Raw genomic sequence first — 23,748 nt, forward strand, 5'->3', positions numbered from 1 at the left:
CTCGCCACGGCGGCGGCGCCGGCAGGCGACCGCCGGCCCCGCAGGCCCGCCGCCGGGCGCGCGGGGCCGCCGGCGGGCCCCGCGGGGAAGAGACGTTTCCCCCTGGCGGGACGGGGCGGGGCGACGGAGACTGGGAGAAGCGCCGTCTTCTCCCGGAGGACCCACGGTATGACCGACCTCGCCATCGAGACCGAAGGCCTGGTCAAGGTCTTCGGAACCAACCGCGCCGTCGACGGCATCGACCTGCGCGTTCCCGCCGGCACCGTCTACGGGGTCCTCGGACCCAACGGCGCCGGCAAGACGACCGCCGTCAAGGTGCTCGCCACGCTCCTGCGTCCCGACGGAGGACGGGCCCGCGTCTTCGGCAAGGACGTCGTCGAGGACGCCGACACCGTACGCGGGCGCGTCAGCCTCACCGGTCAGTACGCCTCCGTCGACGAGGACCTGACCGGCACCGAGAACCTGGTCCTCCTCGCCCGGCTGCTCGGCCACGCCCGGCCCGCCGCCCGCGAGCGCTCCGCCCAGCTGCTCACCGCGTTCGGGCTCGCGGAGGCCGCCGAGAAGCAGGTCAAGAACTACTCGGGCGGCATGCGGCGGCGTATCGACATCGCCGCGTCCATCCTCAACACCCCCGACCTGCTCTTCCTCGACGAGCCGACCACCGGCCTCGACCCGCGCAGCCGCAACCAGGTCTGGGACATCGTCCGCGCGGTGGTCGCCCAGGGCACCACCGTCCTGCTGACCACCCAGTACCTCGACGAGGCCGACCAACTGGCCTCCCGCATCGCCGTCATCGACCACGGGAAGGTGATCGCGGAGGGCACGAAGGGCGAGCTGAAGGCCTCCGTCGGCTCCGGCTCGGTGCACGTACGGCTCCGGGACCCGGAGCAGCGTCCGCAGGCCGAACGGGTCCTGGCCGAGGCCCTGCGCGCCACCGTCCAGCTCGACCCCGACCCGGTGGCGCTCACCGCCACCGTCAACGGCCACGGGACGGACCTCGGCGCCTCCGAGCAGGCCGCGCGGGCGCTCGCGGAGCTGGCGCGGGCCGGGATCACGGTCGACAACTTCGCCCTCGGCCAGCCCAGCCTGGACGAGGTGTTCCTGGCACTGACGGACAGGAAAGGAACGGCGGCATGACCACCGTCTCCACCGGCAAGGACACGCGGACGGCCGAGGCCGTCGAATTCGAGGCCCCACGGGCGGAGGAGCTGGCCGCGCTCCTCGTCGGACACTCCCGCCCCCCGCGTCCCAGCGCGCTCTCCGCCTCGATGACCTTCGGCTGGCGGGCGATGCTGAAGATCAAGCACGTGCCGGAGCAGCTGTTCGACGTGACGGCCTTCCCGATCATGATGGTGCTGATGTACACGTACCTCTTCGGGGGTGCGCTGGCCGGCTCGGTCTCCGCCTACATCCAGTTCCTGCTGCCCGGCATCCTCGTGATGAGCGTCGTGATGATCACGATGTACACGGGGATCTCGGTGAACACCGACATCGAGAAGGGTGTCTTCGACCGCTTCCGGACCCTGCCGATCTGGCGGCCCGCGCCGATGGTCGGCTATCTCCTCGGCGACATCGTCCGCTATGTGATCGCCTCGGCCGTGATGCTGACGGTCGGCATGATCATCGGCTACCGGCCGGACGGGGGGATCGTGGGCGTCCTGCTCGGGGTCGCGCTGCTGCTGGTGTTCTCGTTCGCGTTCTCGTGGATCTGGACCATGTTCGGCCTGTTGCTGCGCAGCGAGAAGTCCGTCATGGGCGTCTCGATGATGGTGATCTTCCCGCTGACGTTCCTGTCGAACGTCTTCGTCGACCCGAAGACGATGCCGGGGTGGCTCCAGGCCTTCGTCAACAACAGCCCGGTGACCCACCTGGCGACGGCGGTACGGGAGCTGATGGCGGGCAGCTGGCCGGCCGCCGACATCGCCTGGACCCTCGGGTGGTCGGTCGTCCTCGTCGTCGTCTTCGGGGCGGTCACGATGCGGCTCTACAACCGCAAGTAGCGCCGCGTGCGGTCACCGGCCCCGCGGGGTGGTCTGCTGCACCGACCAGCGGTTGCCGTCCGGGTCGGCGAAGTAGACGAACGACCCCCACGGCTGGTCGTCGATCGCGCTCACCTCGATGCCGCGGCCGGTGAGGTCGGCGTGGGCCTCCTCGATGTCCGCGACGACGACCTGCATGTTGTCGAGGGAGCCCGGGGCCATCTCCGTGATCCCCTTGCCGAAGGCGATCGAACAGGCCGAGCCGGGCGGGGTCATCTGGACGAAGCGGATGCCGTCGCTGACCGGGATGTCGTGGTCGGCGTGGAATCCCACCCGCTCGTAGAAGGCCTTGGCCCGGTCGATGTCGGTGACGGGCACGCCGATCAGTTCCAGCTTGATGTCCATGAGGGCATCATGCTCCGGGCGACGGCGGCACGCACGGCGTACGCGGGGCCGTCCGTCCGTGTCGTGCGCCCGGCGACGGCGTGCGCGGGGCCGGTTCCCGTGCCGGTCCGCCCGTTTGACCTTCCCTCGCGGGGAAGGTCCACCATCGGCCGTGCCGGGCGGACGGCCCGGCACAGGGAGGAGAGAGAGCCGTGCGCGACGCCGAGTCCGTGTCCACGCCGAGGCCCACGCCGGGGTCCGTGCCCACGCCCGTGCCCCTGCTGACCATCGGGGACTTCGCCCGCGCGTCCCGGCTCTCCGCCAAGGCGCTGCGCCGCTACGACGAGCTCGGTCTGCTGCCGCCCGCCCGCGTCGACCCGTACACCGGCTACCGGTACTACGCCCGCGACCAGGTCGAACGTGCGCGGCTGATCGCCTGGCTGCGGCGGATCGACATGCCCCTCGCCGAGGTGGGCCGGGTCTGCGCGCTCTACGCGTCGGACCCGGCGGCCGCGTCCCGCGCGATCCGCGCCCACTGGGCGCGGATCGAGTCGGAGACGGCGGCGCGGCGCGACCTGGCGGCCTCCCTGGTGGACCGGTTGAAGGGACCCATCGAGATGACCACGACACCCTCCTTCGCGCTGCGGACCGCGGTACGCCTGGACCGCGGCCTGGTCCGCGCCGCCCAGCAGGACGCGGCCCACGCGGGCCCGCACCTGCTGGCCGTCGCCGACGGGTACGGCCCCGAGGGGGAGCGGGCCGCGCGGGCCGCGATCGCCGCGCTGCGGTCCGTACCGCCGCCGGCCCCGTCGGCGCGCGCCGGGGACATGCTCAACGCCTTGGAGGACGGGGTGTACGGCGCCGACGGCGCGGTGGCCGGCCTGCCGGAGTCGGGCACGACGCTGACCGCGGCCCTGTGGACGGGCGGCCGTCTCGCCCTCGCGCACGTGGGCGACTCGCGGGCGTACCTGCTGCGGGACGGCACGCTCGTGCGGCTCACCCGCGACCACACCGTCGTCCAGGCGCTGGTCGACGCGGGTGAACTGGACCCGGCCGAGGCCGCCGACCGCCCCGACCGGGCGCTGTTGCTCAAGGCCCTGGACGGCGGGGACGTGCCGCCCGAACCGGAGCTCGGCGTGCACGAGGCGCGGCCGGGGGACCGCTATCTGCTGTGCACGGACGGGCTTTCCGCGGTCGCGCCGGCCGAGGACATCCGCCGTGCGCTCGCCGCGGGCGCCACCCCGGACGACGCGGCCGGGGCCCTGGTCGCGCTGGCGCGGGACCTGGGCGGCCCGGACAACGTGGCGTGCGTGGTCGCGGACGTGGTGCCCGCCGACTGAGCGGACGTGGTGCCCGCCGACCGAGCCGGAGGGGGCTTCAATCCAGGCGGAGATCGGCCAGTTGGCGCTCGAACGGGACGATCTCGTCGTCGTCCACCCGCCGGGACGGCCGGGCCGCGACCGTGTCGGCGAACTCGCTGCCCGCCCGGGTGATCCGGGAGGGCAGCCCGTCCGTGTACGCGTCGCCGCCCGAGCCCCAGTCCTCCGAGGCCGCGTAGACGGCGGTGGGGACGACGAGGGCCCGCAGGTAGGCGAAGAGCGGCCGCAGGGCGTGGTCGAGGACGAGCGAGTGCCGGGCGGTGCCCCCGGTCGCCCCGATCAGGACCGGGGTGCCGGTCAGCGCGGCCGGGTCGATCAGGTCGAAGAACGACTTGAAGAGCCCGCTGTACGAGGCGGTGAAGACGGGGGTCACCGCGATGACCCCGTCCGCGCCGGTCACCGCGTCGATCGCCTCCTGGAGCCGCCCGGAGGGGAAGCCGGTGACGAAGTTGTTGGCGATGTCGACGGCGAGGTCGCGCACTTCGACGACCTGGACGTCGACGGCGTACTCCTGCTCGGCCAGCCGGTACCGGGCGGCCTGGAGGAGCCGGTCGGCGAGCAGCCGGGTGGAGGAGGGGGAGCTGAGGCCGGCGGAGACGGCGACCAGCTTCAGGGTCCGCATGGCTTACGACTCCTTCGTGGTCGTGGCGGTCCGGGAGAGGACGGCGGGGTGCAGCGGGGGCGCGGTGGGGACGTGGGCCGGGCGCAGGTTCTCGAACTCCTTGCGCAGCACCGGGACGACCTCCTCGCCGAGGATGTCGAGCTGCTCCAGGACGGTCTTGAGGGGCAGTCCCGCGTGGTCGACGAGGAACAACTGCCGCTGGTAGTCGCCCACGTAGTCGCGGAAGGACAGGGTGCGCTCGATGACCTCCTGCGGCGAGCCGACGGTCAGCGGCGTCTCCCGGGAGAACTCCTCCAGGGTCGGGCCGTGGCCGTAGACCGGCGCGTTGTCGAAGTACGGGCGGAACTCCCGTACCGCGTCCTGCGAGTTCTTGCGCATGAACACCTGGCCGCCGAGGCCGACGACGGCCTGCTCGGGGGTGCCGTGGCCGTAGTGGGCGTACCGCTGGCGGTAGAGGCGGACCATCTTCTCGGTGTGCTGCTTGGGCCAGAAGATGTGGTTCGCGAAGAAGCCGTCCCCGTAGTAGGCCGCCTGCTCGGCGATCTCGGGGGAGCGGATGGAGCCGTGCCAGACGAACGGCGGGACGCCGTCGAGCGGGCGCGGGGTGGAGGTGAAGCCCTGGAGGGCGGAGCGGAACTTCCCCTCCCAGTCGACCACGTCCTCCCTCCACAGCTTGTGGAGGAGCGCGTAGTGCTCGATGGCGAGCGGGATGCCCTGCCGGATGTCCTGGCCGAACCACGGGTAGACCGGGCCGGTGTTGCCGCGGCCCATCATCAGGTCCACGCGGCCGTCGGCGAGGTGCTGGAGGGTCGCGTAGTCCTCGGCGATCTTCACCGGGTCGTTGGTGGTGATCAGCGTCGTGGACGTGGAGAGGATCAGGTTCTCCGTGCGGGCGGCGATGTGCCCGAGGAGGGTGGTCGGCGAGGACGGCACGAAGGGCGGGTTGTGGTGCTCGCCGGTCGCGAAGACGTCGAGCCCGACCTCCTCGGCCTTGAGCGCGATCGCGACGGTGTTCTTGATCCGCTCGTGCTCGGTGGGGGTACGGCCGGTGGTGGGGTCGGTCGTCACGTCACCGACGGTGAAGATCCCGAACTGCATCGTGCTCACCTCTCGCCTCGGGGGCTGTTGGTTGAATCGTAAACTATCTGCTCCAACGGCGCACCCCCCTGCCCTATTCCCGCCCGTACGCCGGGCCCCCACGGACGGCCGGACCGCCCGAGCCGGGCCCAGGAGGCGCCCGGGCCCCTGCCCGGGAACAGCCCGGGGCGCCGGCCCGGAGGCCGTGCGAGCCCGGGGCTCCGGAGGGCTCCCGGGGGCCCCCGGGAGCCCTCCCGTAAAGTCGCCGACGTGAACGGTGCGATAGCGGTCGTCGGAATCGGCGCGGACGGCTGGGACGGGCTCCCCGAAAGCTCCCGCCGCGTCCTGCGCGCCGCCGAGGTCCTCGTCGGCGCCCCCCGCCAGCTCGACCTGCTCCCCTCGGACGACTGCCCCGGCGAGCGGATCACCTGGCCCTCCCCGCTCCGCCCCGCCGTCCCCGGACTGCTCGCCGCCCACCGCGGCCGGGAGATCGCCGTCCTCGCCAGCGGCGACCCGTCCTTCTACGGCATCGGCCGCACCCTCGCCGAGACCGTCGGCGCCGACCGCCTCCGGATCCACCCGCACCCGTCCTCCGTCTCCTACGCCTGCGCCCGGCTCGGCTGGCCCCTGGAGACCGTCGAGACGGTCTCCCTCGTCGCCCGGCCGCTCGCCGCGCTCTCCGCCGCGCTCCACCCCGGACGCCGGCTCCTCGTCCTCGGCGAAGGCCCGGATACCCCCGCCGACGTCGCCGCCCGCCTCCGCGCGACCGGCTGGGGCGGCACCCGCGTCCGGGTCCTGGAGCAGCTCGGCGGCGCGCGCGAGCGGATCCTCGACGCGACCGCCGCCGACTGGCCCCACGAGCGGACCGACGCGCTCCACGTCCTCGCGCTCGACTGCGTACGCGACCCGGACACCCTCCGGCTCGGCGCCGTGCCCGGACTGCCCGACGAGGCGTACGAACACGACGGGCAGCTCACCAAGCGGTACGTGCGCGCCGCCACCCTCGCCGCCCTCGCCCCCGCCCCCGGCGAACTCCTCTGGGACGTCGGCGGCGGCTCCGGCTCCATCTCCGTCGAATGGATGCGCAGCCACCGCTCCTGCCGGGCGATCGCCGTCGAGCGGTCCCCGGAACGGGCGGCGCGCATCGGGCGCAACGCCGACGCCCTCGGCGTCCCCGGCCTGCGCGTGGTCACCGGCCCGGCCCCGGCGGCCCTCGCGGCCCTCCCCGCCCCCGACGCGATCTTCATCGGCGGCGGCCTCACCGCCCCCGGCCTCCTCGACGCCTGCTGGGACGCGCTCCCCGCCGGCGGCCGGCTCGTCGCCAACACCGTGACGCTGGAGTCCGAGGCGCTGCTCGCCGACCGCTACCGCCGCCACGGCGGCGAACTGGTCCGGCTCGCCGTCGCCACCGCCGTCCCCGTCGGCGGCTTCACCGGCTGGCGCCAGGCGATGCCGGTCACGCAGTGGTCCGTAACGAAAGGTTCTGAAGAGGGATGACCGTCTACTTCATCGGTGCGGGCCCGGGCGCGGCCGACCTGATCACCCTGCGGGGCGCGCGGACGCTCGCGGCCTGCGGGGTCTGCCTGTACGCGGGCTCCCTCGTCCCGCGCGAGCTGCTCGCCGAATGCGGGCCGGACACCCGCCTCGTCGACACGGCCCGCCTCGACCTGGACCAGATCGTCGCCGAGATCGTCCGCGCCCACGAGGCCGGCCAGGACGTGGCCCGGCTGCACTCGGGCGACCCGTCCGTCTTCAGCGCGGTCGCGGAGCAGATGCGGCGGCTCGACGCGTACGGCATCCCGTACGAGGTCGTGCCCGGCGTCCCCGCCTTCGCGGCGGCCGCGGCCGCCCTCAAGCGGGAGCTGACCGTCCCCACGGTCGGCCAGACCGTCATCCTCACCCGGATCGCGCAGCAGGCGACGCCCATGCCCGAGGGCGAGGACCTCGCCACCCTGGGCCGCAGCGGCGCCCTGCTCGTCCTCCACCTGGCCGCCCGCTACGTCGACCGGGTCGTCGCCGAACTCGTCCCCCACTACGGCGCGGACTGCCCGGCCGCCGTCGTGGCCATGGCCAGCCGCCCCGACGAGGTCGTGCTGAGGGGCACCCTCGACGACATCGCCGCGCAGACGAAGGCGGCGGGCATCACGAAGACGGCCGTCATCCTGGTGGGCCGCACCCTCGCGGCCTCGGAGTTCCGCGACAGCCACCTGTACGACCCGGCGCGCGACCGCCATACCTGCTGAGGCGGGGGCGCACGCGCCGGGGCCCCGGGGAGTCCGATCCCCGGGGCCCCGGCGCACATCGTCAGGCCTTCGCCGTCAGATCTTCGCCATCAGGCCTACGGCATCAGGCGTTCGCCGTCAGGCCTTCGTCGTCAGGCGTTCGGCCGCTTGCCGTGGTTCGCGTTCTTCTTCTTGCGGGCCCGACGCTTGTTTCCGCGCTTCGCCATGGGACTCCCTCTCGCTCGGGGGTGTGCCCTGGCAAGCCTAGGTTCGGGTCCCGGGGGCCGCATGTCGGCCGTCGGCGCCGGTGCGGTCTCATGGACCCATGACCGTCTACGACGTGGCCCGGGCGCTGCCGGGCATCGAGGAACTGCGCGACCACAGCCGGGGGCTCGCGATGGTGGAGGCCGTCCTGAGCCCGGAGTGGGAGAGCCGGTACTACTCCTTCGACGCGCACTGGTCGGAGACCGAACAGCTGGCGTCCATGAAGGACGGCCAGGGCGGCGAGTACACGATCGTCCTCTCCCCCGCGGGAGCCTTCGCGCGCGTCTTCGATCACGAGTCGCCGCTGAGCCCCTTCGGGCCCGTCGCGGACGGGCAGACCTGGCCCGGGGTGCTCGACGGGGTCCCGGAGGCCTTCCGGGAGTACCTGACGGAGCCCGCGTTCACGGACGAGGACGGCGTCCACGTCACCACCGCCTGCCTGTGGCGCGAGCCCGCGGACACGGCCTGGCAGACGGGCCCGGTCGAGTTCACCGGCCTGGAGGACCGGGAGGACCCGGACGGTTCCGGCCGCTTCCTCCACCTGCTCACCGACCGCTCGCCCGAGGCGTACGCGGAGTGGGCCGCGGACTACTACGAGCGCCCGGTCGACCTCGAAGCCGTCCGGCACGTCCTCGCCCTGCGCCCCCTGACGACGGAGGTCGTCACGGCCCTCAACCCGGAGCTGACCCTCGCGGACCTCGTCGTGGACACCCGGGAGATCGGCTACCCGACGGCCTGACGGCCGCCGCCGTCCGCCGGCTCGTCGGCCGGTGTCCGGGCGCCCGGCTCAGGCCGTCGGCCACTCCGGGGCCAGGATCGACATCACCGTCGCGTCCACCCGCTCGCCCTCCCAGAGCAGCGCCCCGCGCAGGACGCCCTCGGCCGTGAAACCGGCCTTCTCGTAGGCGCGGCGGGCGCGCGGGTTGAAGGCGTACACCTCCAGCCAGACACGGTGGAGCCCCAGTCCCTCGAAGGCGTGCCCGACGATCAGCCGGGTCGCCTCCGTGCCGAGGCCCCGTCCGATCCCGGCCGGGGCGAAGCAGATCCGGAAGGCGCAGCTCTCGTTGGCCTCGTCCCACTCGGTGAGGACGGCCTCCCCGACGACGGCGCCCGTGGCCCGCTCCACCACGGCGAGGTCGAGCCGGTCGTCCCGGCTGCCCCGCGACCCGTACCAGGTGCGCAGGGCCGGCTCGTCGAACTCGGTGTGCATGCCCGTGAGGCGGGCGTTCTCCGGGTCCTCGAACATCGGCAGCAGCGCGGGCACGTCGGCCTCGGTGACGGGGCGCAGGATGACGCGCTCGCCGGTGAGGGTGGGCTTGTGGGAGAAGTCGGCCATCCCGGCATTGTGCGGGGAGGCGCGGGTCGCTGTCGCGAGGATTAACGCCCGGTGCCGGGTGGGGTGCGGCGTTGGGTGGGGTGCGGCGCCGGACGGGTCCGGCCGCTGTCGCGGGACCTACGCCTTCGTCCCCGCGCCCGGTCCCGCCGTCTCCGACCGGCCCACCACCGTGCCCGCCCGGTCGACGCAGACGACGTCCACCGCCACCGGGGCGCCCCTGAGGACCGCCAGGGCCTCGTCGCGGGCGCGGGCCGCGACGAGGTCGCCGAGGGGGACGCCGGCCGCCTCGCAGAGGCGGAGGGCGGCCAGGCCCGTGTTCGCCCCGGTGATCTCCGCCGCCAGGGCCTCCGAAGCGCCCCCCGAGCGGGCCAGGTCCGCCAGGAAGGCCTTGTCGACCTGGGAACGGGCCGAGTGGAGGTCCAGATGGCCCGCCGCCAGCTTGGAGAGCTTCGCGAAACCGCCGCAGATCGTGAGGCGGTCGACCGGGTGACGCCGGACGTACTTGAGGACCGCGCCCGCGAAGTCGCCCATGTCGAGGAGGGCGATCTCCGGCAGGTCGTAGAGGCTCGCCACCGTCCTCTCCGAGGTGGAGCCGGTGCAGCCCGCCACGTGCGTGAGGCCGCCCGCCCGGGCCACGTCCACGCCCCGGCGGATCGAGTCGATCCACGCCGAGCACGAGTAGGGGACGACGATCCCCGTCGTGCCGAGGATCGACAGGCCGCCCAGGATGCCGATCCGGGGGTTCCAGGTGGAACGGGCGATCTCGGCGCCGTGGTCGACGGAGACGGTGATCTCCACGTCGCCCCCGCCGCCGTGCCGGGCGGCGACCCGCGCCACGTGCTCCCGCATCAGCTGCCGGGGCACCGGGTTGATGGCCGGCTCGCCGACCTCCAGGGGGAGGCCCGGCAGGGTGACCGTGCCGACGCCCTCGCCGGCCCGGAAGACCACGCCGGAGCCCGGCGGGAGGAGCCGTACCGTCGAGCGGATCACCGCCCCGTGCGTGACGTCCGGATCGTCGCCCGCGTCCTTCGTCACCGCCGCCGTGGCCGCGCCGTCGGTGAGCTCCTCCGCGGTGAGCGCGAACGACGGCGTCTGCCCCTTCGGCAGGGTGATCGTCACCGGGTCGGGGAAGTCACCGGTCAGGAGGGCCGTGTACGCGGCGGTCGTCGCCGCCGTCGCACAGGCACCGGTCGTCCAGCCCGGGCGGAGACCGGTGTGCTTGAGTTGGGCCTCACGCCCGCCGCCTGTAGTCACGAAGGGGCTCCTGTGCACGTACTCATTCTCGGGGGGACCGCCGAGGCCCGCGCGCTCGCAGGGCTGCTGCACGGCGAGGTCCGGGTCACCAGCTCCCTGGCGGGGCGGGTGGCGAGCCCCCGGCTGCCCGAGGGCGAGGTCCGGATCGGCGGGTTCGGCGGGGTCGACGGGCTCGTGGAGTGGATCGGCGGGCACGCCGTGGACGCGGTCATCGACGCCACGCATCCCTTCGCCGAGCGGATCAGTTTCCACGCGGCCCGTGCGGCCGCCACCGCCCATGTTCCCCTTCTCGCGCTGCGCCGTCCCGGCTGGGTCCCGGTGGCCGGGGACGACTGGCGCGAGGTGGGGTCCCTGGAGGAGGCCGCCGAGGCCCTGGACGGTGTCGGCGACCGTGTGTTCCTCACGACCGGCCGGATGGGCCTCGCGGTCTTCGCGGACCGCCCGGAGTGGTTCCTGGTCCGCTCGGTGGACGCCCCCGAGGCCCCGGTGCCGGCCCGCGTGGAGCTCCTCCTCGACCGGGGGCCCTTCACGCTCGACGGCGAACGGGAGATCCTGGCCCGCCACCGGATCGACGTCCTCGTGACGAAGGACAGCGGCGGCGCGGCGACGGCCCCGAAACTGACCGCGGCCCGCGAGGCGGGCATCCCGGTCGTGGTGGTCCGCCGCCCGCCGGTCCCGGAGGGCGTGCACACGGCGGCGACCCCGGAGGAGGCCGCCGCCGCGGTGCTGCGGGGGTGAGGGTCAGCCCTCGCTCGGGGCGCCGAGTTCGGTGACCTCGACCCAGTTCACGCGCGGGTCCGTCGCCTCGATGACGTTGTTCCACCGGTCGATCGCGAGCACGCCGTAGAGCACGGTCTCGCCGTCGGCCGCGCTGCCGTGGAGGTAGGAGGTCGCGTCCTTGGTGAGGAGGTCGACGGAGTGCGCGAGCCAGCCCGATCCGCCCTCGCCGTCGTCGTACCACTCGGCCTTGTAGACCTTGTACAGCTTGATGTCGTCTTCGGGGTTGGGCGTCCACTCCAGGAACACGCCGTCCTCGCGCGGGGTCGCCCTGAGGCCCGTGACCGGTGCGGGGGCGACGAGGTCCCCCCTGGTCGTGAGCGAGGTCGTGGCGGCGGCGGACACGTTGCCCGTCCGGTCCACGGCCTTGACGGTGTACCGGTACGTGGTGCCGGGGTCGACCCAGGCCTGGGTGTACCTCGTGCCGGTGACCGTGTCGAAGAGGACGTCGTCGACGTAGACGCGGTAGGCGGTCACGTCCTTGGCGGCGGGGGCGGTCCAGGTGAGGGTGGCACCCGAGGTGACGTTCTCGGCGGCGGTCAGGGCCGTGGGCGCGCCCGGAGCCGTGCGGTCCGGCGTGGCGACGGTGACGTCGGCGCCGCCCCAGGACTCGTTGCCGGCCCTGTCGACGGCGCGGAGCTCGTAGAGGAACGTTTCGCCGGTGGGCGGCGGGGAGTTCACGTACGAGGTGCCGGTGATCAGGGCGGTCGCGCCGCTGACCTTCGCCCAGGAGGTGGTGGGCAGCCGCCGGTAGAGGCGGTAACCGGCGAGGTCCATCTCCTTGTTGGCGGCCCACTTCAGGGTGGTCTTGTTCAGGGTCCGGTCGTACGCGGCGGTCGCACCGGTCGGCGCCAGCGGGCGGACCTTGTCGGTGGTGGCCGATGTGACGGGCGTGTAGGCGAACTTGACGTTCGCCGCGCCCGTCCAGGCCGCGTAGTACACCGTGATGGTGTGGCGTCCGGCCGGGACGGTGACGTTGACGGACTTCTTCTGCGTCGTGGAGACGTTCTTCCAGAGGTCGATCCTGCGCACGCCGTCGACGTGGACGCGGATGCCGTCCTGCGCCTCGGCGGCGAGCGTGAACGGGCCGCCGGAGCCGAAGTCGCGGGTGACGGACCAGCGGACGGAGAAGTTGTCCTTGGGCAGGCGGCCGCCTGCCGGGTCGCCGGTGCCGTAGTTCTCGGCGATCGCCGAGTCGCACGAGGTCAGCTTGGGCGTGCCGCTGAAGGTGGAGTTGGCGAAGTACTCCGCCTTCCACACGGGGGACGCGCAGGTGACGGCCGCGGAGGCCGGGGTGGCGGTCAGCAGACCGCCGGATGCGGCGAGGGCGGCCGTGGTGGCCAGCGCGCTCAGCCGGGTACGAGTCATCACAGAGAGAGGGCCCTTTCCGGACCTGCGGGGACGGGTGACGCGTGGGGGCCGGGGCGGTGCGGGGTGGGGCCGGGCCACCGCCGGAAGCGGACTCTACCGGCCGGTTCCGGCCGTGGACCAGCGGGTTCCGCCGTGCGGACCGGCTGCGCGCCGCCGGGTCCCGGCGTCGGCTCCTCCCACGGGTTCCGCCGACGGGCCCTCCCGCGCGACAGCCGGTTCCGGCAGGCGTTCAATGGAAGCGTGGTTACCGTCCGATGGCTGGTCACCGCGGGGATCGTGTCCGTGCTGGGGGCGGGCTCGCTCGCCGGGACCGCCCCGAGCCCGACTCCGACACCCGCTCCGACGGCGCCCACCCCGACCTCCGCCCCCGAGCCGCCCCCCGCCCAACCGCCGCCCCTGCTCGACCGGGCCGACGTGGACCGGGCCGTCGGGCGGCTCGACGGGAGCGTCGCCGACCTGATGAAGCGGACCGGGGTGCCCGGGGTCTCCGTCGCCGTCGTGTACGAGGGCAAGGTCGTCCACATCCAGGGGTACGGGGTACGTGAGGTGGGCAAGGAGGCCCGGGTCGACGCCGACACCGTCTTCCAGCTGGCCTCCGTGTCGAAGCCGATCGCCTCCACCGTCGTCGCCGGGGCCGTCGGGCTGGAGGGCTGGCAGCGGCCCGTCGCCCCCGAGGTACCCGGGTTCCGGCTCAAGGACCCGTGGGTGACGTCCCACGTGACGGTCGCCGACCTGTTCTCGCACCGCAGCGGCCTGCCCGACCACGCGGGCGACCTCCTGGAGGACCTCGGCTTCGACCAGGAGTACATCCTGTCCCGCCTGCGGTACGAGCCCCTCGCCCCGTTCCGCGCGAGCTACGCCTACACCAACTTCGGTCTGACGGCGGCCGCGGAGGCGGTCGCCGCCGAGAAGGGCGTGCCCTGGGAGCAGCTCGCCGAGGACACCCTCTACAAGCCCGCCGGCATGAACGACACCAGCTCCGCCTTCGAGGACTTCGTCTCGAACCCCGACCGGGCCGTGGGCCACGTCAAGGAGGCCGACGGGTCCTGGAAGCCCCGGTTCGTACGGGATCCGGACGCCCAGTCCCCCGCCGGCGGGGTGAGTTCCTCGGCCCGTGACATGGCGGTCTGGCTGCGGCTGCAGCTCGCCGGCGGCGAGCTCGACGGGAGGCGGATCGTCGCCGAGGACGCCCTGAACCTCACCCACCACCCCGAGTCCGTCGCGAACCCGGCGCGCTCACCGGCGGGCCGGACCGGCTTCTACGGCCTCGGCTGGAACGTTTCGTACGACGACGAGGGGCGGCTGCGCCTCTCGCACACCGGTGCCTTCGCGCTCGGCGCGCACACCAACGTCACGATGCTGCCGGGCGAGCAGCTCGGGATCGTCGTCCTCACCAACGGGGCTCCGGCCGGTGTCGCGGACGCCGTCGCCCTCGACTTCTTCGACACCGCGCAGGACGGGAAGCCGAGCAGGGACTGGCTGCCGCTCCTCGACGCGATCTACGCGCAGGAGGCGGACGCGGGCCGGTCCGGGACGGACTACGCGAAGCCCCCGGCCGACGCCGCCCCCGCGAAGGACGCCGGCGCGTACACCGGCACGTACGCCAACGCCTACTACGGCCGGCTGACGGTGGTCGAGGAGGGCGGCGGCCTGGTCCTGCGACTGGGGCCGGAGCCCCAGTCGTACCGGCTGACGCACTACGCGGGCGACACGTTCAGCTTCCCGACGCGCGGGGAGAACGCCGTGGGCCTCACCGGCGTCACGTTCTCCCCGGACGGGAAGACCGTCCGGGTCGAGTACCTGGACCAGGAGGGCCTGGGCACCTTCACCCGGAGCGGCTCGTAGGGCCCCGCGCCCGTGCCCCCCCGGCCCGTCAGCCGGTCCGTCCCGGCCCGTCAGCCGTACCGGCGCGGCGTCCAGGTGATCGTCCGGCCGTCCGCCCGCTCGACCGCCCGCGTCTGCGAGGAGCCGATGAGGAGCAGGGTGCGCATGTCGACCTCGGAGGGCTCCAGGGTCTTCAGGGTCACGATCCGGACCGACTGCTCGGGGCCGCCCACGTCACGGGCGACGACGACCGGGGTCTCCGGGGAGCGCAGGCCGAGGAGGAGGTCGCGTGCGGCGGCCACCTGGTGGGTGCGGGACCTCGACCCCGGGTTGTACAGGGCGAGGACCAGGTCGGCGGCGGCCGCGGCGCGCAGCCGGGCCTCGATGACGTCCCAGGGCTTGAGCCGGTCGGATAGCGAGATCGTCGCGTAGTCGTGGCCGAGCGGGGCGCCCGCGGCGGCGGCGGCCGCGTTGGCGGCGGTCACCCCGGGGAGGACCCGTACGGGCACGGTGGCGTAGTCCGGTTCGCAGGCGACCTCCAGGACGGCGGTGGCCATCGCGAAGACGCCGGGGTCGCCGCCGGAGACGACCGCGACCTTGTGGCCGCGGCGGGCCAGGTCGAGGGCGAACTCCGCGCGCTCGGACTCCACCTTGTTGTCGGAGCCGTGCCGGATCTGGCCGGGGCGCAGCACCGGAACCCGGTCCAGGTAGGTGGTGTAGCCGACGAGGACGTCGGCGTTGACGAGCGCGCCGCGCGACTCGGGGGTGAGCCAGGGGGCGCCCGCCGGGCCGGTGCCGACGACGACGACCTCGCCCGTCTCCCGTACGGGAGGCTCCTGGTCGATCCGGGAGGGCAGGACGGCGACGGAGAAGTACGGGACGGACTCGGGGTCGACGTCCGCGAGGTCGCCGGTCCGCTCGCCCGCCATGAACGCGCGCTCCACGTAGCGGGCGTCCTCCAGGCGGCCGGCCCGTTCCAGGGCCCGCCTCACGGTGGGGAAGGTGCGGCCGAGCTTCATCACGACCGCCGAGTCGGTGCCCGCGAGCCGGGCCGTCAGCTCGTCCTCCGGCAGGGTGCCGGGGATGATCGTGAGGACCTCCTCCGCCTCGCACAGCGGCTCGCCGAGCCGCGCCGCGGCGGCGGAGACCGAGGTGACGCCGGGGAGGACGGTCGTGTCGTAGCGGTGCGCGAGCCGCTTGTGCATGTGCTGGTACGAGCCGTAGAACAGCGGGTCGCCCTCGGCGAGGACGGCGACCGTGCGGCCCGCGTCGAGGTGCGCGGCGAGGCGGGCGGCGGCCTCCTCGTAGAAGTCGTTCAGGGCGCCCCGGTAGCCGCCGGGGTGGTCCGTGGTCTCCACCGTGAGCGGGTACATCAGCCGCTCCTCGATGTGGTCCTCGCGGAGGTGCTCGGCGGCGATGGAGCGGGCGATGGAGCGGCCGTGGCGGGCCGAGTGGTACGCGACGACGTCGGCGGCGGCGATGGCCTTCACGGCGGCCACCGTCATCAGGTCCGGGTCGCCGGGGCCGAGCCCGACCCCGTACAGCCTGCCCTTGGCCGGGTTCTCGCTCTGCGGGGTGCTCATGCCTGGATCTCCGCTTCGTGGGCGATCGCGTTGATCGCGGCGGCCGTCATCGCGCTGCCGCCGCGCCGGCCCCGTACGACGAGGTAGTCGAGGCCGAGGTCCTGGGCGGCCAGGGCGTCCTTGGACTCGGCGGCGCCGATGAAGCCGACCGGTATGCCGAGGACGGCGGCCGGGCGGGGCCCGCCCTTCGCGACCATCTCCAGGAGGTGGAAGAGGGCGGTGGGCGCGTTGCCGATGGCGACGACGGAGCCTTCGAGGCGGTCCCGCCACAGTTCGAGGGCGGCGGCGGAGCGGGTGGTGCCCAGCTCGGCGGCGAGGCCCGGCACCGACGGGTCGGAGAGCGCGCAGATCACCTCGTTGTCGGCGGGCAGCCGCTTGCGGGTGACACCGCTGGCGACCATCTGCGCGTCGCAGAGGATCGGCGCACCGGCCCGGAGGGCGGCGCGGGCGCTCGCGACGACCCCGGGGGAGTACGCGATGTCCTGGACGAGGTCGGTCATGCCGCAGGCGTGGATCATCCGGACCGCCACCTGGGCGATGTCGGCGGGCAGGCCCGCCAGATCCGCCTCGGCGCGGATCGTGGCAAAGGAACGGCGGTAGATCTCCGCCCCGTCCTTCTCGTAGTCGAACATCGTGGTGCTCTCGCTCATCTCGTGGGTGTCGTGTGGGCTGACGGGGCGCGAGCCGCCGCGACCGCTTCGGCCAGGGAGGTACGGGGGACGGGGACGCCGTCCACCAGGTAGGTGTCGGCGCCGGTGGCGACGGCGCCGGCCCAGACGCCGTGCGGGTGTCCGCAGCGCCGCTCGCACCCGGAGTAGTGGAAGGCCAGGAGCCCCGCCGGGGCGCGGGCGGCGTCGGCGCGCACGTCGGCGAGGGACTTGGCGCAGCCGGGCAGCCCGGTGCAGGCGGTGACGCCGACGCCGGGTGCGTCGGGCCGGGTGATCAGCCCGTGGGCCGCGAGTCCGGGCAGCCGGTCGTGGTCCGCTCCGACGACGACCGCTCCGCGCCAGGGCGTGAACCGGATTTCGTCGGCGGGCAGCAGGGCCCGCAGCTGGGCGGCGGTCAGCCGGCCGAGCGGCGCGAGGACGTGCAGGGCGCGGACGCCGAGCGGCCCGGGCGCGAGGGGCGGGGCCTGGGGCAGCGGCGGTACGGGGACGGGTCCGGCGCCGGGGTGGCCGGGATCGCCGAGCCCGGTGGGTCCGCCGGGTCCGACGAGCCCGCCGAGGTCCGGGTGGTGGCCCTCGGGCAGCTCCCGGACCCGCCAGGCCCCCGTTCCGGCGGTTTCGGCGGCGGTGAGGAAGGCGCGGGCGGCGGCGAGCGCGGCGGCGGGGGCGTCGGCGGCGCGGACCCTGAGGCACTGGGAGCCGACCCGGAGCAGGGCCGTGCCGCCCTCTTCTGCGACCAAGGTCACATCGCCGCCGAGGCCGGCCACATCGCCCCGGCCGTCGTCGAGGACGAAGAGGAACCGGCCGGAGAGCGCCGCCGCCCAGGGCGCGGAACACAGCAGGTCGTCGAGAGCACGGGCCCACAACTGCACGTCGGCGGCGCCGAGTCCGTCCAGGCCCGCGGCCGGGGAGGCCACGATGTTGCGGACGCGCTCGTGCGCGGGGGAGGGCAGCAGGCCCGCCCCGGAGAGGAGTGCGGCCAGCTCCGCCCCGCAGTCGTCCGCGAGGCCGCGCAGCTCCGCGTTGCCGCGCGAGGTGACGCTGAGCCGTCCGTCGCCGAGACTCTCCGCCGCAGCCGCCAGGACCTCGACCTGACGCGACGTCAAACGACCTGCGGGCAGGCGGAGTCGGGCGAGGCGGCCGTCGTCGGCGGAGTGCAGGCGCAGCGCCCCGGGACACGCGTCGCCACGGTCCCGAATGCGAGGTTCGCCCGGGTCGGGTGTCGGGGGCGGGGTCGGCGGCATGGCGGCGAGCATACCGACGGGGAACCGGGCACCCACCGGGTGTGATCCGGCCGACTCCGCGCCCCGGCCCGGCCCGGAGGACGATCCGGCGGGCAGCGTGGTCCGGCGGACCCTCCCGCTCGCCCCGGCCCGGAGGACGATCCGGCGGGCAGTGTGATCCGGCCGACCCTCCCGCCCGCCCCGGCCCGCCGACCTCACGATCTACTATGCAGACGGCATGGGGTCCCAGGACCCCGGGGAGGAAGCCCGGTGAGAATCCGGCGCGGTCCCGCCACTGTGAGCCGGCCCGGGCCGCGCGTTCGCGCGATCCCGGACCGGTGAGTCAGGAACTCCCGCCATCCATACGACCACCCGGGGCGCGGACAACCCCGAGGAAGGCCTGCGCTCGCCATGCTTCTGCTGCTGTCGCACTCCGACACCGACCTGCTCAGCGCCCGCGCGGCCGGCGGCCCGGTGGAGTACCGCTTCGCCAACCCCGCCCGTCTCCCCCTCGCCGAACTGCCCGGCCTCCTCGACGACGCCGAACTCGTCGTCGTCCGTCTCCTCGGCGGCCTCCGCTCCTGGGAGGACGGCCTCGAAGCGGTCCGCGCCGCCGGAAAGCCCGTGGTCGTCCTCAGCGGCGAACAGGCCCCCGACGCGCAGCTGATGGAGGCGTCCACCGTCCCCATCGGCGTCGCCACCGAGGCACACGCCTACCTCGCGCACGGCGGCCCCGGGAACCTGGAGCAGCTGGCCCGCTTCCTCTCCGACACCGCCCTCCTCACCGGCCACGGCTTCGAGCCCCCGGCCGCCGCCCCCACCTGGGGCCCCCTGGAGCGCGCCGCCCGCACGACGACCGGCCCGACCGTCGCCGTGCTCTACTACCGCGCCCACCACATGAGCGGGAACACCGGCTTCGTCGACGCCCTCTGCGCGGCGATCGAGGACGCCGGGGCGCAGCCGCTCCCGCTGTACGTGGCGTCCCTGCGCGCCCCCGAGCCGGAGCTGCTCGACCGCCTGCGCACCGCCGACGCGATCGTCACCACCGTCCTCGCCGCGGGCGGCACCAAGCCCGCCGAGGCGCAGGCCGGCGGCGACGAGGAGGCCTGGGACGCGGGCGCGCTCGCCGCGCTCGACGTGCCCATCCTCCAGGCGCTCTGCCTGACCGGCTCGCGCGCCGCCTGGGAGGAGAACGACGAGGGCCTCTCCCCGCTGGACGCCGCCAGCCAGGTCGCCGTGCCGGAGTTCGACGGCCGCCTGATCACCGTCCCCTTCTCCTTCAAGGAGATCGACGAGGACGGCCTGCCCGCGTACGTCGCCGACGCCGAGCGCGCGGCCCGGGTCGCCGGGATCGCCGTACGGCACGCCCGCCTCCGACACATCCCGAACGCCGAGAAGAAGCTGGCGCTCGTCCTCTCCGCGTACCCCACGAAGCACTCCCGCATCGGCAACGCCGTCGGCCTCGACACCCCCGCCTCCGCCGTCTCCCTCCTCCGCCGCCTCCGCGCGGAGGGGTACGACTTCGGGCCCGTCGAGGAGCTGCCCGGACTGGTCTCCGGCGACGGCGACGAGCTGATCTACGCCCTCATCGAGGCCGGCGGGCACGACCAGGACTGGCTCACCGAGGAGCAGCTCGCCCGCAACCCGGTCCGCGTCCCGGCGGCCGACTACAAGCGCTGGTACGCGACCCTGCCCGAGGAGCTCCGCACCCACGTCGAGGAGCACTGGGGCCCGGCGCCCGGCGAGATGTTCCTCGACCGCTCCCGTACCGCCGAGGGCGACCCAGAAGGCGACATCGTCCTCGCGGCCCTCCGCCGCGGGAACCTCCTGATCCTCATCCAGCCGCCGCGCGGCTTCGGCGAGAACCCGATCGCGATCTACCACGACCCCGATCTCCCGCCGTCCCACCACTACCTCGCCGCCTACCGCTGGATCGCCGCCCGCGCCGAGGACGGCGGCTTCGGCGCCGACGCCATGGTCCACCTGGGCAAGCACGGCAACCTGGAGTGGCTGCCCGGCAAGAACGCCGGCCTGTCCGCCTCCTGCGGCCCCGACGCGGCCCTCGGCGACATCCCGCTGATCTACCCGTTCCTCGTCAACGACCCGGGCGAGGGCACGCAGGCCAAGCGGCGCGTCCACGCGACCCTCGTCGACCACCTCGTGCCGCCCATGGCCCGCGCCGACTCCTACGGCGACATCGCGCGCCTGGAGCAGCTCCTCGACGAGTACGCGCAGATCTCCTCCATGGACCCGGCGAAGCTGCCCGCGATCCGCGCCCAGATCTGGACGCTGATCCAGGCCGCCAAGCTCGACCACGACCTCGGTCTCCAGCAGCGCCCGGAGGACGACGGCTTCGACGACTTCCTGCTGCACGTCGACGGCTGGCTGTGCGAGGTCAAGGACGCCCAGATCCGTGACGGTCTGCACGTCCTCGGCGGCGCCCCGGAGGGCGAGGCCCGGGTCAACCTGGTCCTCTCCATCCTGCGCGCCCGCCAGATCTGGGGCGGCACGCAGGCGCTCCCCGGTCTGCGCGAGGCCCTCGGTCTCGACGAGTCGGCCGCCACCCGCACCACCGCCGACGAGGCGGAGGCGAAGGCCCGCGAGCTGGTCGAGGCGATGGAGGCGGCGGAGTGGTCCGTGGACGCCGTCGCGACCGTGGCCGCCGCGTACGGCCCCGACGTACACGCCGTCCTGCGGTTCGCCTGCGAGCAGGTCGTGCCGCGGCTGGCCGCCACCACCGACGAGCTGACGCACGCCGTGCACGCCCTGAACGGCGGCTTCGTCCCGGCCGGCCCGTCCGGTTCGCCGCTGCGCGGCCTCGTCAACGTCCTGCCGACCGGCCGGAACTTCTACTCCGTCGACCCGAAGGCCGTGCCCTCCCGGCTCGCCTGGGAGACCGGACAGGCGCTCGCCGACTCCCTCCTGGAGCGCTACCGCACCGACAACGGCGAGTGGCCGACGTCCGTGGGCCTCTCCCTGTGGGGCACCAGCGCCATGCGCACCGCCGGTGACGACGTCGCCGAGGCCCTCGCCCTGCTCGGCGTCCGCCCCCTGTGGGACGAGGCCTCGCGCCGCGTGAACGGCCTGGAGCCGATCCCGCTCGCCGAGCTCGGCCGCCCGCGCGTCGACGTCACGCTGCGCATCTCGGGCTTCTTCCGGGACGCGTTCCCGCACGTCATCGGGCTCCTCGACGACGCCGTACGGCTGGTCGCCGGCCTGGACGAGCCCGCCTCGGACAACTACGTACGGGCGCACGCGCAGGCCGACTTCGCCGAACACGGCGACGAGCGGCGCGCCACCACCCGGATCTTCGGCTCCCGGCCCGGCACGTACGGCGCGGGCATCCTCCAGCTGATCGACTCGCGCGACTGGCGCACGGACGCCGACCTCGCCGAGGTGTACACGGTGTGGGGCGGTTACGCGTACGGGCGCGGGCTCGAAGGACGCCCGGCGCGCGCCGAGATGGAGACCGCGTACAAGCGGATCGCCGTCGCCGCGAAGAACACGGACACCCGCGAGCACGACATCGCCGACTCCGACGACTACTTCCAGTACCACGGCGGCATGGTGGCGACCGTCCGCGCGCTCAAGGGCACCGCCCCCGAGGCGTACATCGGCGACTCCACCCGCCCCGAGACCGTCCGCACCCGCACCCTCGTCGAGGAGACCTCCCGGGTCTTCCGCGCCCGCGTGGTCAACCCGCGCTGGATCGAGGCGATGCGCCGCCACGGCTACAAGGGCGCCTTCGAACTGGCGGCGACCGTCGACTACCTCTTCGGCTACGACGCCACGACGGGCGTCGTCGCCGACTGGATGTACGACAAGCTGACGCAGGAGTACGTCCTCGACCCGGATAACCAGGCCTTCCTGAAGGAGGCCAACCCCTGGGCCCTGCACGGCATCGCGGAGCGTCTCCTCGAAGCCGAGTCGCGCGGGATGTGGGAGAAGCCGGACCCGGAGACGCTGGCCGCCCTGCGCCAGGTGTTCCTGGAGACCGAGGGCGACCTGGAGGGGGAGGACTGAGACACCCCCTAGTTCCTCACGAGGGCGGCGGGGGCCGGTGCCAGTTCCAGGCGGCGGCCCCGGAAGCCCTCCCGGAGGCGCCGGTCGTGGGTGACCACGACCAGCGTGCCCGGGTACAGCGCGAGCGCGGCCTCGATCTCCTCCACGAGCGCCGGGGCCAGATGGTTGGTCGGCTCGTCGAGGAGGAGGAGATCGGCGGGCTCGGTGACGAGCCGCGCCAGTTCCAGTCTCCGGCGCTGTCCTGTCGACAGGTACCGGACCGGGGTCGTCAGGTCCCCGGCGGAGAAGAGACCCAGGGCGAGCAGTTCGTCCGTGCGCTCCGCTCCGAAGGCCTCGCCGACCGTACGGGGGTCGGTGGGCGGGGCCGTTTCCTGACGGAGCAGTCCGACCCGGGCCGGGACACCCACGGAGCCCTCGTCCGGGGCGAGTTCGCCCGCGAGGACCTTCAGGAGCGTGGTCTTCCCGGCCCCGTTCGGCCCGGTGACCAGGAGCCGTTCGCCCGGGTCCAGGTGGAGGGCGTCGAGGCGCAGCCGGCCGTCCACCCGCAGGTCGGCCAGGTCGACGCGTGCGCCCTCGCCCCTGAGTGCGGCGCTGAAGCGGAGCGGCTCCGGGGGCGCGGGCACCGGGTCCGTGGTGAGCCGGGCGAGCCGCTCGCGGGCGGCCCTGATCCGGCTCATCGCCCCGTGCGCCCGTGACCGGGCCCGGAAGGCGCCCGCCCCGCTGAACGAGGCCGGGGCCTTGCGCGGGATGGCCGAGAAACGGTCGATGTTCGTGTCCGCCAGGGCCCGGTACCGGGCGAGTTCGGCCCTCCACTTCTCGTGTTCCCGCTGCCGGCGGGCCCGTTCGGCGGCGCGCCCGGTGAGGTAGCCCGCGTAGCCGTCGCCGTAGCGGCGGACGGTGTGGCGGTCCTCGTCGACCTCCAGGACGGCGGTGGTGACCAGGTCGAGGAAGGTCCGGTCGTGGGAGACGGTGACGACCGTGCCCCGGTGGGCGCGCAGCCGCTCCTCCAGCCAGGCCACGGCCTGGTCGTCGAGGTCGTTGGTCGGTTCGTCGAGCAGCAGCAGTTCGGGTTCGGCCGCGAGCACGGCGGCGAGCGCGAGCCGGGAGCGCTGTCCGCCGGAGAGGGTGCCGAGGGCGCGGTCGCGGTCGAGCGGGCCGGGTTCGCCGAGCCGACGGAGCGTGGTCTCGACGCGCCGGTCGGCCCCGCCGCCGCCCCGGGCCTCGTTGGCGGCGAGCAGCTCCGCGTACCCGGCGAGGTCACCGGTCTCGGCGAGGGCCGCCTCGGCCGCGCGGATGGCCCGCTCCAGCTCCCGTATCTCCGCGAGCGCGTGGTCGATCGCGTCGCCGACGGTGGAGGCCGGCGGGAGGTCGAGGGTCTGCGCGAGGTGGCCGAGGCCGCCGGGGGAGTCGACGGTCACCGTGCCGTTGTCGGGGGCCTCCAGGCCGGCGAGGAGTCGCAGGAGGGTGGACTTGCCGGAGCCGTTGTCGCCGACGACGCCGAGGCGTTCGCCGGGGCGGACGGTGAGGGAGACCCGGTCGAGGACGGTTCTGTGGTGGACGTGGCGATCGTCGTAGCGCTTGCTGACATCGGTGAGTTGGACACGGAACAAAGGCGGCCTCCGTTACGTCGACTCCAGGATCGCGACGAGACGTCTCGTCTCGTTTGGTCGAAGGTACGGCACGGTCGGCTCCGCCGCAAGACGTTTCGTCTCGCTATGTGCGTGGGACTCCCGAGCGGAGGTCTCGAACGGAGGTCTCGAACGGG

General features: G+C 74.1%; 20 protein-coding genes and 1 riboswitch. Of the genes, 9 read left to right on the forward strand and 11 right to left on the reverse strand.

Features of this window, described 5'->3' with window-relative positions:
• The first annotated feature begins 168 nt into the window (after positions 1-168).
• Both ACRRSS_RS36115 and ACRRSS_RS36120 read left to right on the forward strand, forming a co-directional pair.
• Entirely contained in the window at positions 169-1,137 is a 969-nt protein-coding gene (locus tag ACRRSS_RS36115) for an ATP-binding cassette domain-containing protein (protein ID WP_435975155.1), read from the forward strand.
• Positions 1,134-2,000, forward strand: coding sequence for an ABC transporter permease (locus ACRRSS_RS36120; protein WP_435975156.1), 867 nt, complete (start codon positions 1,134-1,136; stop codon positions 1,998-2,000). The genes ACRRSS_RS36115 and ACRRSS_RS36120 overlap by 4 nt, the downstream gene beginning before the upstream one ends.
• Before the next feature lie 12 nt (positions 2,001-2,012).
• Here ACRRSS_RS36120 and ACRRSS_RS36125 read toward each other — a convergent pair whose 3' ends face one another.
• Complete coding sequence (locus ACRRSS_RS36125) at positions 2,013-2,384, reverse strand: VOC family protein (RefSeq protein ID WP_435975157.1); 372 nt, start codon at positions 2,382-2,384, stop codon at positions 2,013-2,015.
• A 251-nt stretch (positions 2,385-2,635) separates the two neighbouring features.
• On the opposite strand from ACRRSS_RS36125, the gene ACRRSS_RS36130 reads away from it, so the two are divergent.
• The gene (locus ACRRSS_RS36130; RefSeq protein WP_435975516.1) at positions 2,636-3,703 is read left to right on the forward strand and encodes a MerR family transcriptional regulator; all 1,068 of its coding nucleotides are present in this window, start codon (positions 2,636-2,638) and stop codon (positions 3,701-3,703) included.
• Positions 3,704-3,740: 37 nt separating this feature from the next.
• Here the strand turns inward: ACRRSS_RS36130 and ACRRSS_RS36135 are convergent, their stop codons facing one another.
• On the reverse strand, positions 3,741-4,364 hold the full coding sequence (locus tag ACRRSS_RS36135; RefSeq protein WP_435975158.1) for an FMN reductase: 624 nt from the start codon (positions 4,362-4,364) through the stop codon (positions 3,741-3,743).
• Positions 4,365-4,367: 3 nt separating this feature from the next.
• A complete protein-coding gene (locus ACRRSS_RS36140) occupies positions 4,368-5,462 on the reverse strand; it encodes an LLM class flavin-dependent oxidoreductase (protein ID WP_435975159.1) in 1,095 nt (364 codons plus the stop codon).
• Positions 5,463-5,711: 249 nt separating this feature from the next.
• Here ACRRSS_RS36140 and cbiE point away from each other — a divergent pair, with 249 nt between their 5' ends.
• Both cbiE and cobM read left to right on the forward strand, forming a co-directional pair.
• Positions 5,712-6,938, forward strand: a complete 1,227-nt coding sequence (cbiE, locus tag ACRRSS_RS36145) for a precorrin-6y C5,15-methyltransferase (decarboxylating) subunit CbiE (protein WP_435975160.1) — start codon at positions 5,712-5,714, stop codon at positions 6,936-6,938.
• Positions 6,935-7,684 (forward strand): precorrin-4 C(11)-methyltransferase, encoded by a 750-nt coding sequence (gene cobM / locus ACRRSS_RS36150; protein WP_435975161.1) that lies wholly within the window; start codon positions 6,935-6,937, stop codon positions 7,682-7,684. Before cbiE ends, cobM begins: the two co-directional genes overlap by 4 nt.
• 131 nt (positions 7,685-7,815) lie before the next feature.
• On the opposite strand, the gene ACRRSS_RS36155 is transcribed toward cobM, so the two are convergent.
• The gene (locus ACRRSS_RS36155) at positions 7,816-7,890 is read right to left on the reverse strand and encodes a 50S ribosomal protein bL37 (RefSeq protein ID WP_015034725.1); all 75 of its coding nucleotides are present in this window, start codon (positions 7,888-7,890) and stop codon (positions 7,816-7,818) included.
• 98 nt (positions 7,891-7,988) lie between these two features.
• Between ACRRSS_RS36155 and ACRRSS_RS36160 the strand changes: the two genes are divergently transcribed.
• Entirely contained in the window at positions 7,989-8,666 is a 678-nt protein-coding gene (locus tag ACRRSS_RS36160; protein ID WP_435975162.1) for a hypothetical protein, read from the forward strand.
• Positions 8,667-8,714: 48 nt separating this feature from the next.
• On the opposite strand, the gene ACRRSS_RS36165 is transcribed toward ACRRSS_RS36160, so the two are convergent.
• Positions 8,715-9,263 carry a GNAT family N-acetyltransferase gene (locus ACRRSS_RS36165; protein WP_435975163.1) on the reverse strand — a complete coding sequence of 183 codons (549 nt, stop codon included), beginning with the start codon at positions 9,261-9,263 and terminating at the stop codon, positions 8,715-8,717.
• 117 nt (positions 9,264-9,380) lie between these two features.
• Positions 9,381-10,517 (reverse strand): cobalt-precorrin-5B (C(1))-methyltransferase, encoded by a 1,137-nt coding sequence (locus ACRRSS_RS36170; protein WP_435975164.1) that lies wholly within the window; start codon positions 10,515-10,517, stop codon positions 9,381-9,383.
• 12 nt (positions 10,518-10,529) lie between these two features.
• Here ACRRSS_RS36170 and ACRRSS_RS36175 point away from each other — a divergent pair, with 12 nt between their 5' ends.
• Positions 10,530-11,255: a cobalt-precorrin-6A reductase gene (locus ACRRSS_RS36175; protein WP_435975165.1), complete on the forward strand. Its 726-nt coding sequence runs from the start codon at positions 10,530-10,532 to the stop codon at positions 11,253-11,255.
• Between the two features lie 3 nt (positions 11,256-11,258).
• Here ACRRSS_RS36175 and ACRRSS_RS36180 read toward each other — a convergent pair whose 3' ends face one another.
• Positions 11,259-12,662 carry a fibronectin type III domain-containing protein gene (locus ACRRSS_RS36180; protein WP_435975517.1) on the reverse strand — a complete coding sequence of 468 codons (1,404 nt, stop codon included), beginning with the start codon at positions 12,660-12,662 and terminating at the stop codon, positions 11,259-11,261.
• A gap of 243 nt (positions 12,663-12,905) precedes the next feature.
• On the opposite strand from ACRRSS_RS36180, the gene ACRRSS_RS36185 reads away from it, so the two are divergent.
• Complete coding sequence (locus ACRRSS_RS36185; protein ID WP_435975166.1) at positions 12,906-14,510, forward strand: serine hydrolase; 1,605 nt, start codon at positions 12,906-12,908, stop codon at positions 14,508-14,510.
• A gap of 50 nt (positions 14,511-14,560) precedes the next feature.
• Here ACRRSS_RS36185 and ACRRSS_RS36190 read toward each other — a convergent pair whose 3' ends face one another.
• Genes ACRRSS_RS36190 through ACRRSS_RS36200 form a run of 3 tightly spaced genes read right to left on the reverse strand, consistent with a single transcriptional unit; the run spans position 14,561 to position 17,981 of the window.
• Entirely contained in the window at positions 14,561-16,072 is a 1,512-nt protein-coding gene (locus ACRRSS_RS36190) for a precorrin-2 C(20)-methyltransferase (protein WP_435975167.1), read from the reverse strand.
• The gene (locus tag ACRRSS_RS36195) at positions 16,069-16,722 is read right to left on the reverse strand and encodes a precorrin-8X methylmutase (RefSeq protein WP_435975168.1); all 654 of its coding nucleotides are present in this window, start codon (positions 16,720-16,722) and stop codon (positions 16,069-16,071) included. Before ACRRSS_RS36195 ends, ACRRSS_RS36190 begins: the two co-directional genes overlap by 4 nt.
• Positions 16,719-17,981, reverse strand: coding sequence for a cobalamin biosynthesis protein CobG (locus ACRRSS_RS36200; protein ID WP_435975169.1), 1,263 nt, complete (start codon positions 17,979-17,981; stop codon positions 16,719-16,721). The genes ACRRSS_RS36195 and ACRRSS_RS36200 overlap by 4 nt, the downstream gene beginning before the upstream one ends.
• 199 nt (positions 17,982-18,180) lie before the next feature.
• Positions 18,181-18,332: riboswitch (cobalamin riboswitch) on the forward strand.
• 39 nt (positions 18,333-18,371) lie between these two features.
• Between ACRRSS_RS36200 and cobN the strand changes: the two genes are divergently transcribed.
• Positions 18,372-21,983, forward strand: a complete 3,612-nt coding sequence (cobN, locus tag ACRRSS_RS36205) for a cobaltochelatase subunit CobN (RefSeq protein ID WP_435975170.1) — start codon at positions 18,372-18,374, stop codon at positions 21,981-21,983.
• 8 nt (positions 21,984-21,991) lie between these two features.
• Here cobN and abc-f read toward each other — a convergent pair whose 3' ends face one another.
• Positions 21,992-23,593 (reverse strand): ribosomal protection-like ABC-F family protein, encoded by a 1,602-nt coding sequence (abc-f, locus tag ACRRSS_RS36210; protein ID WP_435975171.1) that lies wholly within the window; start codon positions 23,591-23,593, stop codon positions 21,992-21,994.
• Positions 23,594-23,748: the final 155 nt, after the last annotated feature.

It is taken from the genome of Streptomyces sp. Qhu_M48 (genome assembly GCF_051305195.1).
In the GTDB taxonomy this organism is placed as follows: Bacteria; Actinomycetota; Actinomycetes; order Streptomycetales; family Streptomycetaceae; genus Streptomyces.

Bases quoted from the DNA above. Each gene is read 5' to 3' on its own strand.
- ACRRSS_RS36115 (WP_435975155.1), top strand. From the start codon at position 169: ATGACCGACCTCGCCATCGAGACCGAAGGCCTGGTCAAGGTCTTCGGA.
- ACRRSS_RS36120 (WP_435975156.1), top strand. From the start codon at position 1,134: ATGACCACCGTCTCCACCGGCAAGGACACGCGGACGGCCGAGGCCGTC.
- ACRRSS_RS36125 (WP_435975157.1), bottom strand. From the start codon at position 2,384: ATGGACATCAAGCTGGAACTGATCGGCGTGCCCGTCACCGACATCGAC.
- ACRRSS_RS36135 (WP_435975158.1), bottom strand. From the start codon at position 4,364: ATGCGGACCCTGAAGCTGGTCGCCGTCTCCGCCGGCCTCAGCTCCCCC.
- ACRRSS_RS36140 (WP_435975159.1), bottom strand. From the start codon at position 5,462: ATGCAGTTCGGGATCTTCACCGTCGGTGACGTGACGACCGACCCCACC.
- cobM (WP_435975161.1), top strand. From the start codon at position 6,935: ATGACCGTCTACTTCATCGGTGCGGGCCCGGGCGCGGCCGACCTGATC.
- ACRRSS_RS36160 (WP_435975162.1), top strand. From the start codon at position 7,989: ATGACCGTCTACGACGTGGCCCGGGCGCTGCCGGGCATCGAGGAACTG.
- ACRRSS_RS36165 (WP_435975163.1), bottom strand. From the start codon at position 9,263: ATGGCCGACTTCTCCCACAAGCCCACCCTCACCGGCGAGCGCGTCATC.
- ACRRSS_RS36180 (WP_435975517.1), bottom strand. From the start codon at position 12,662: ATGACTCGTACCCGGCTGAGCGCGCTGGCCACCACGGCCGCCCTCGCC.
- ACRRSS_RS36190 (WP_435975167.1), bottom strand. From the start codon at position 16,072: ATGAGCACCCCGCAGAGCGAGAACCCGGCCAAGGGCAGGCTGTACGGG.
- ACRRSS_RS36195 (WP_435975168.1), bottom strand. From the start codon at position 16,722: ATGAGCGAGAGCACCACGATGTTCGACTACGAGAAGGACGGGGCGGAG.
- ACRRSS_RS36200 (WP_435975169.1), bottom strand. From the start codon at position 17,981: ATGCCGCCGACCCCGCCCCCGACACCCGACCCGGGCGAACCTCGCATT.
- cobN (WP_435975170.1), top strand. From the start codon at position 18,372: ATGCTTCTGCTGCTGTCGCACTCCGACACCGACCTGCTCAGCGCCCGC.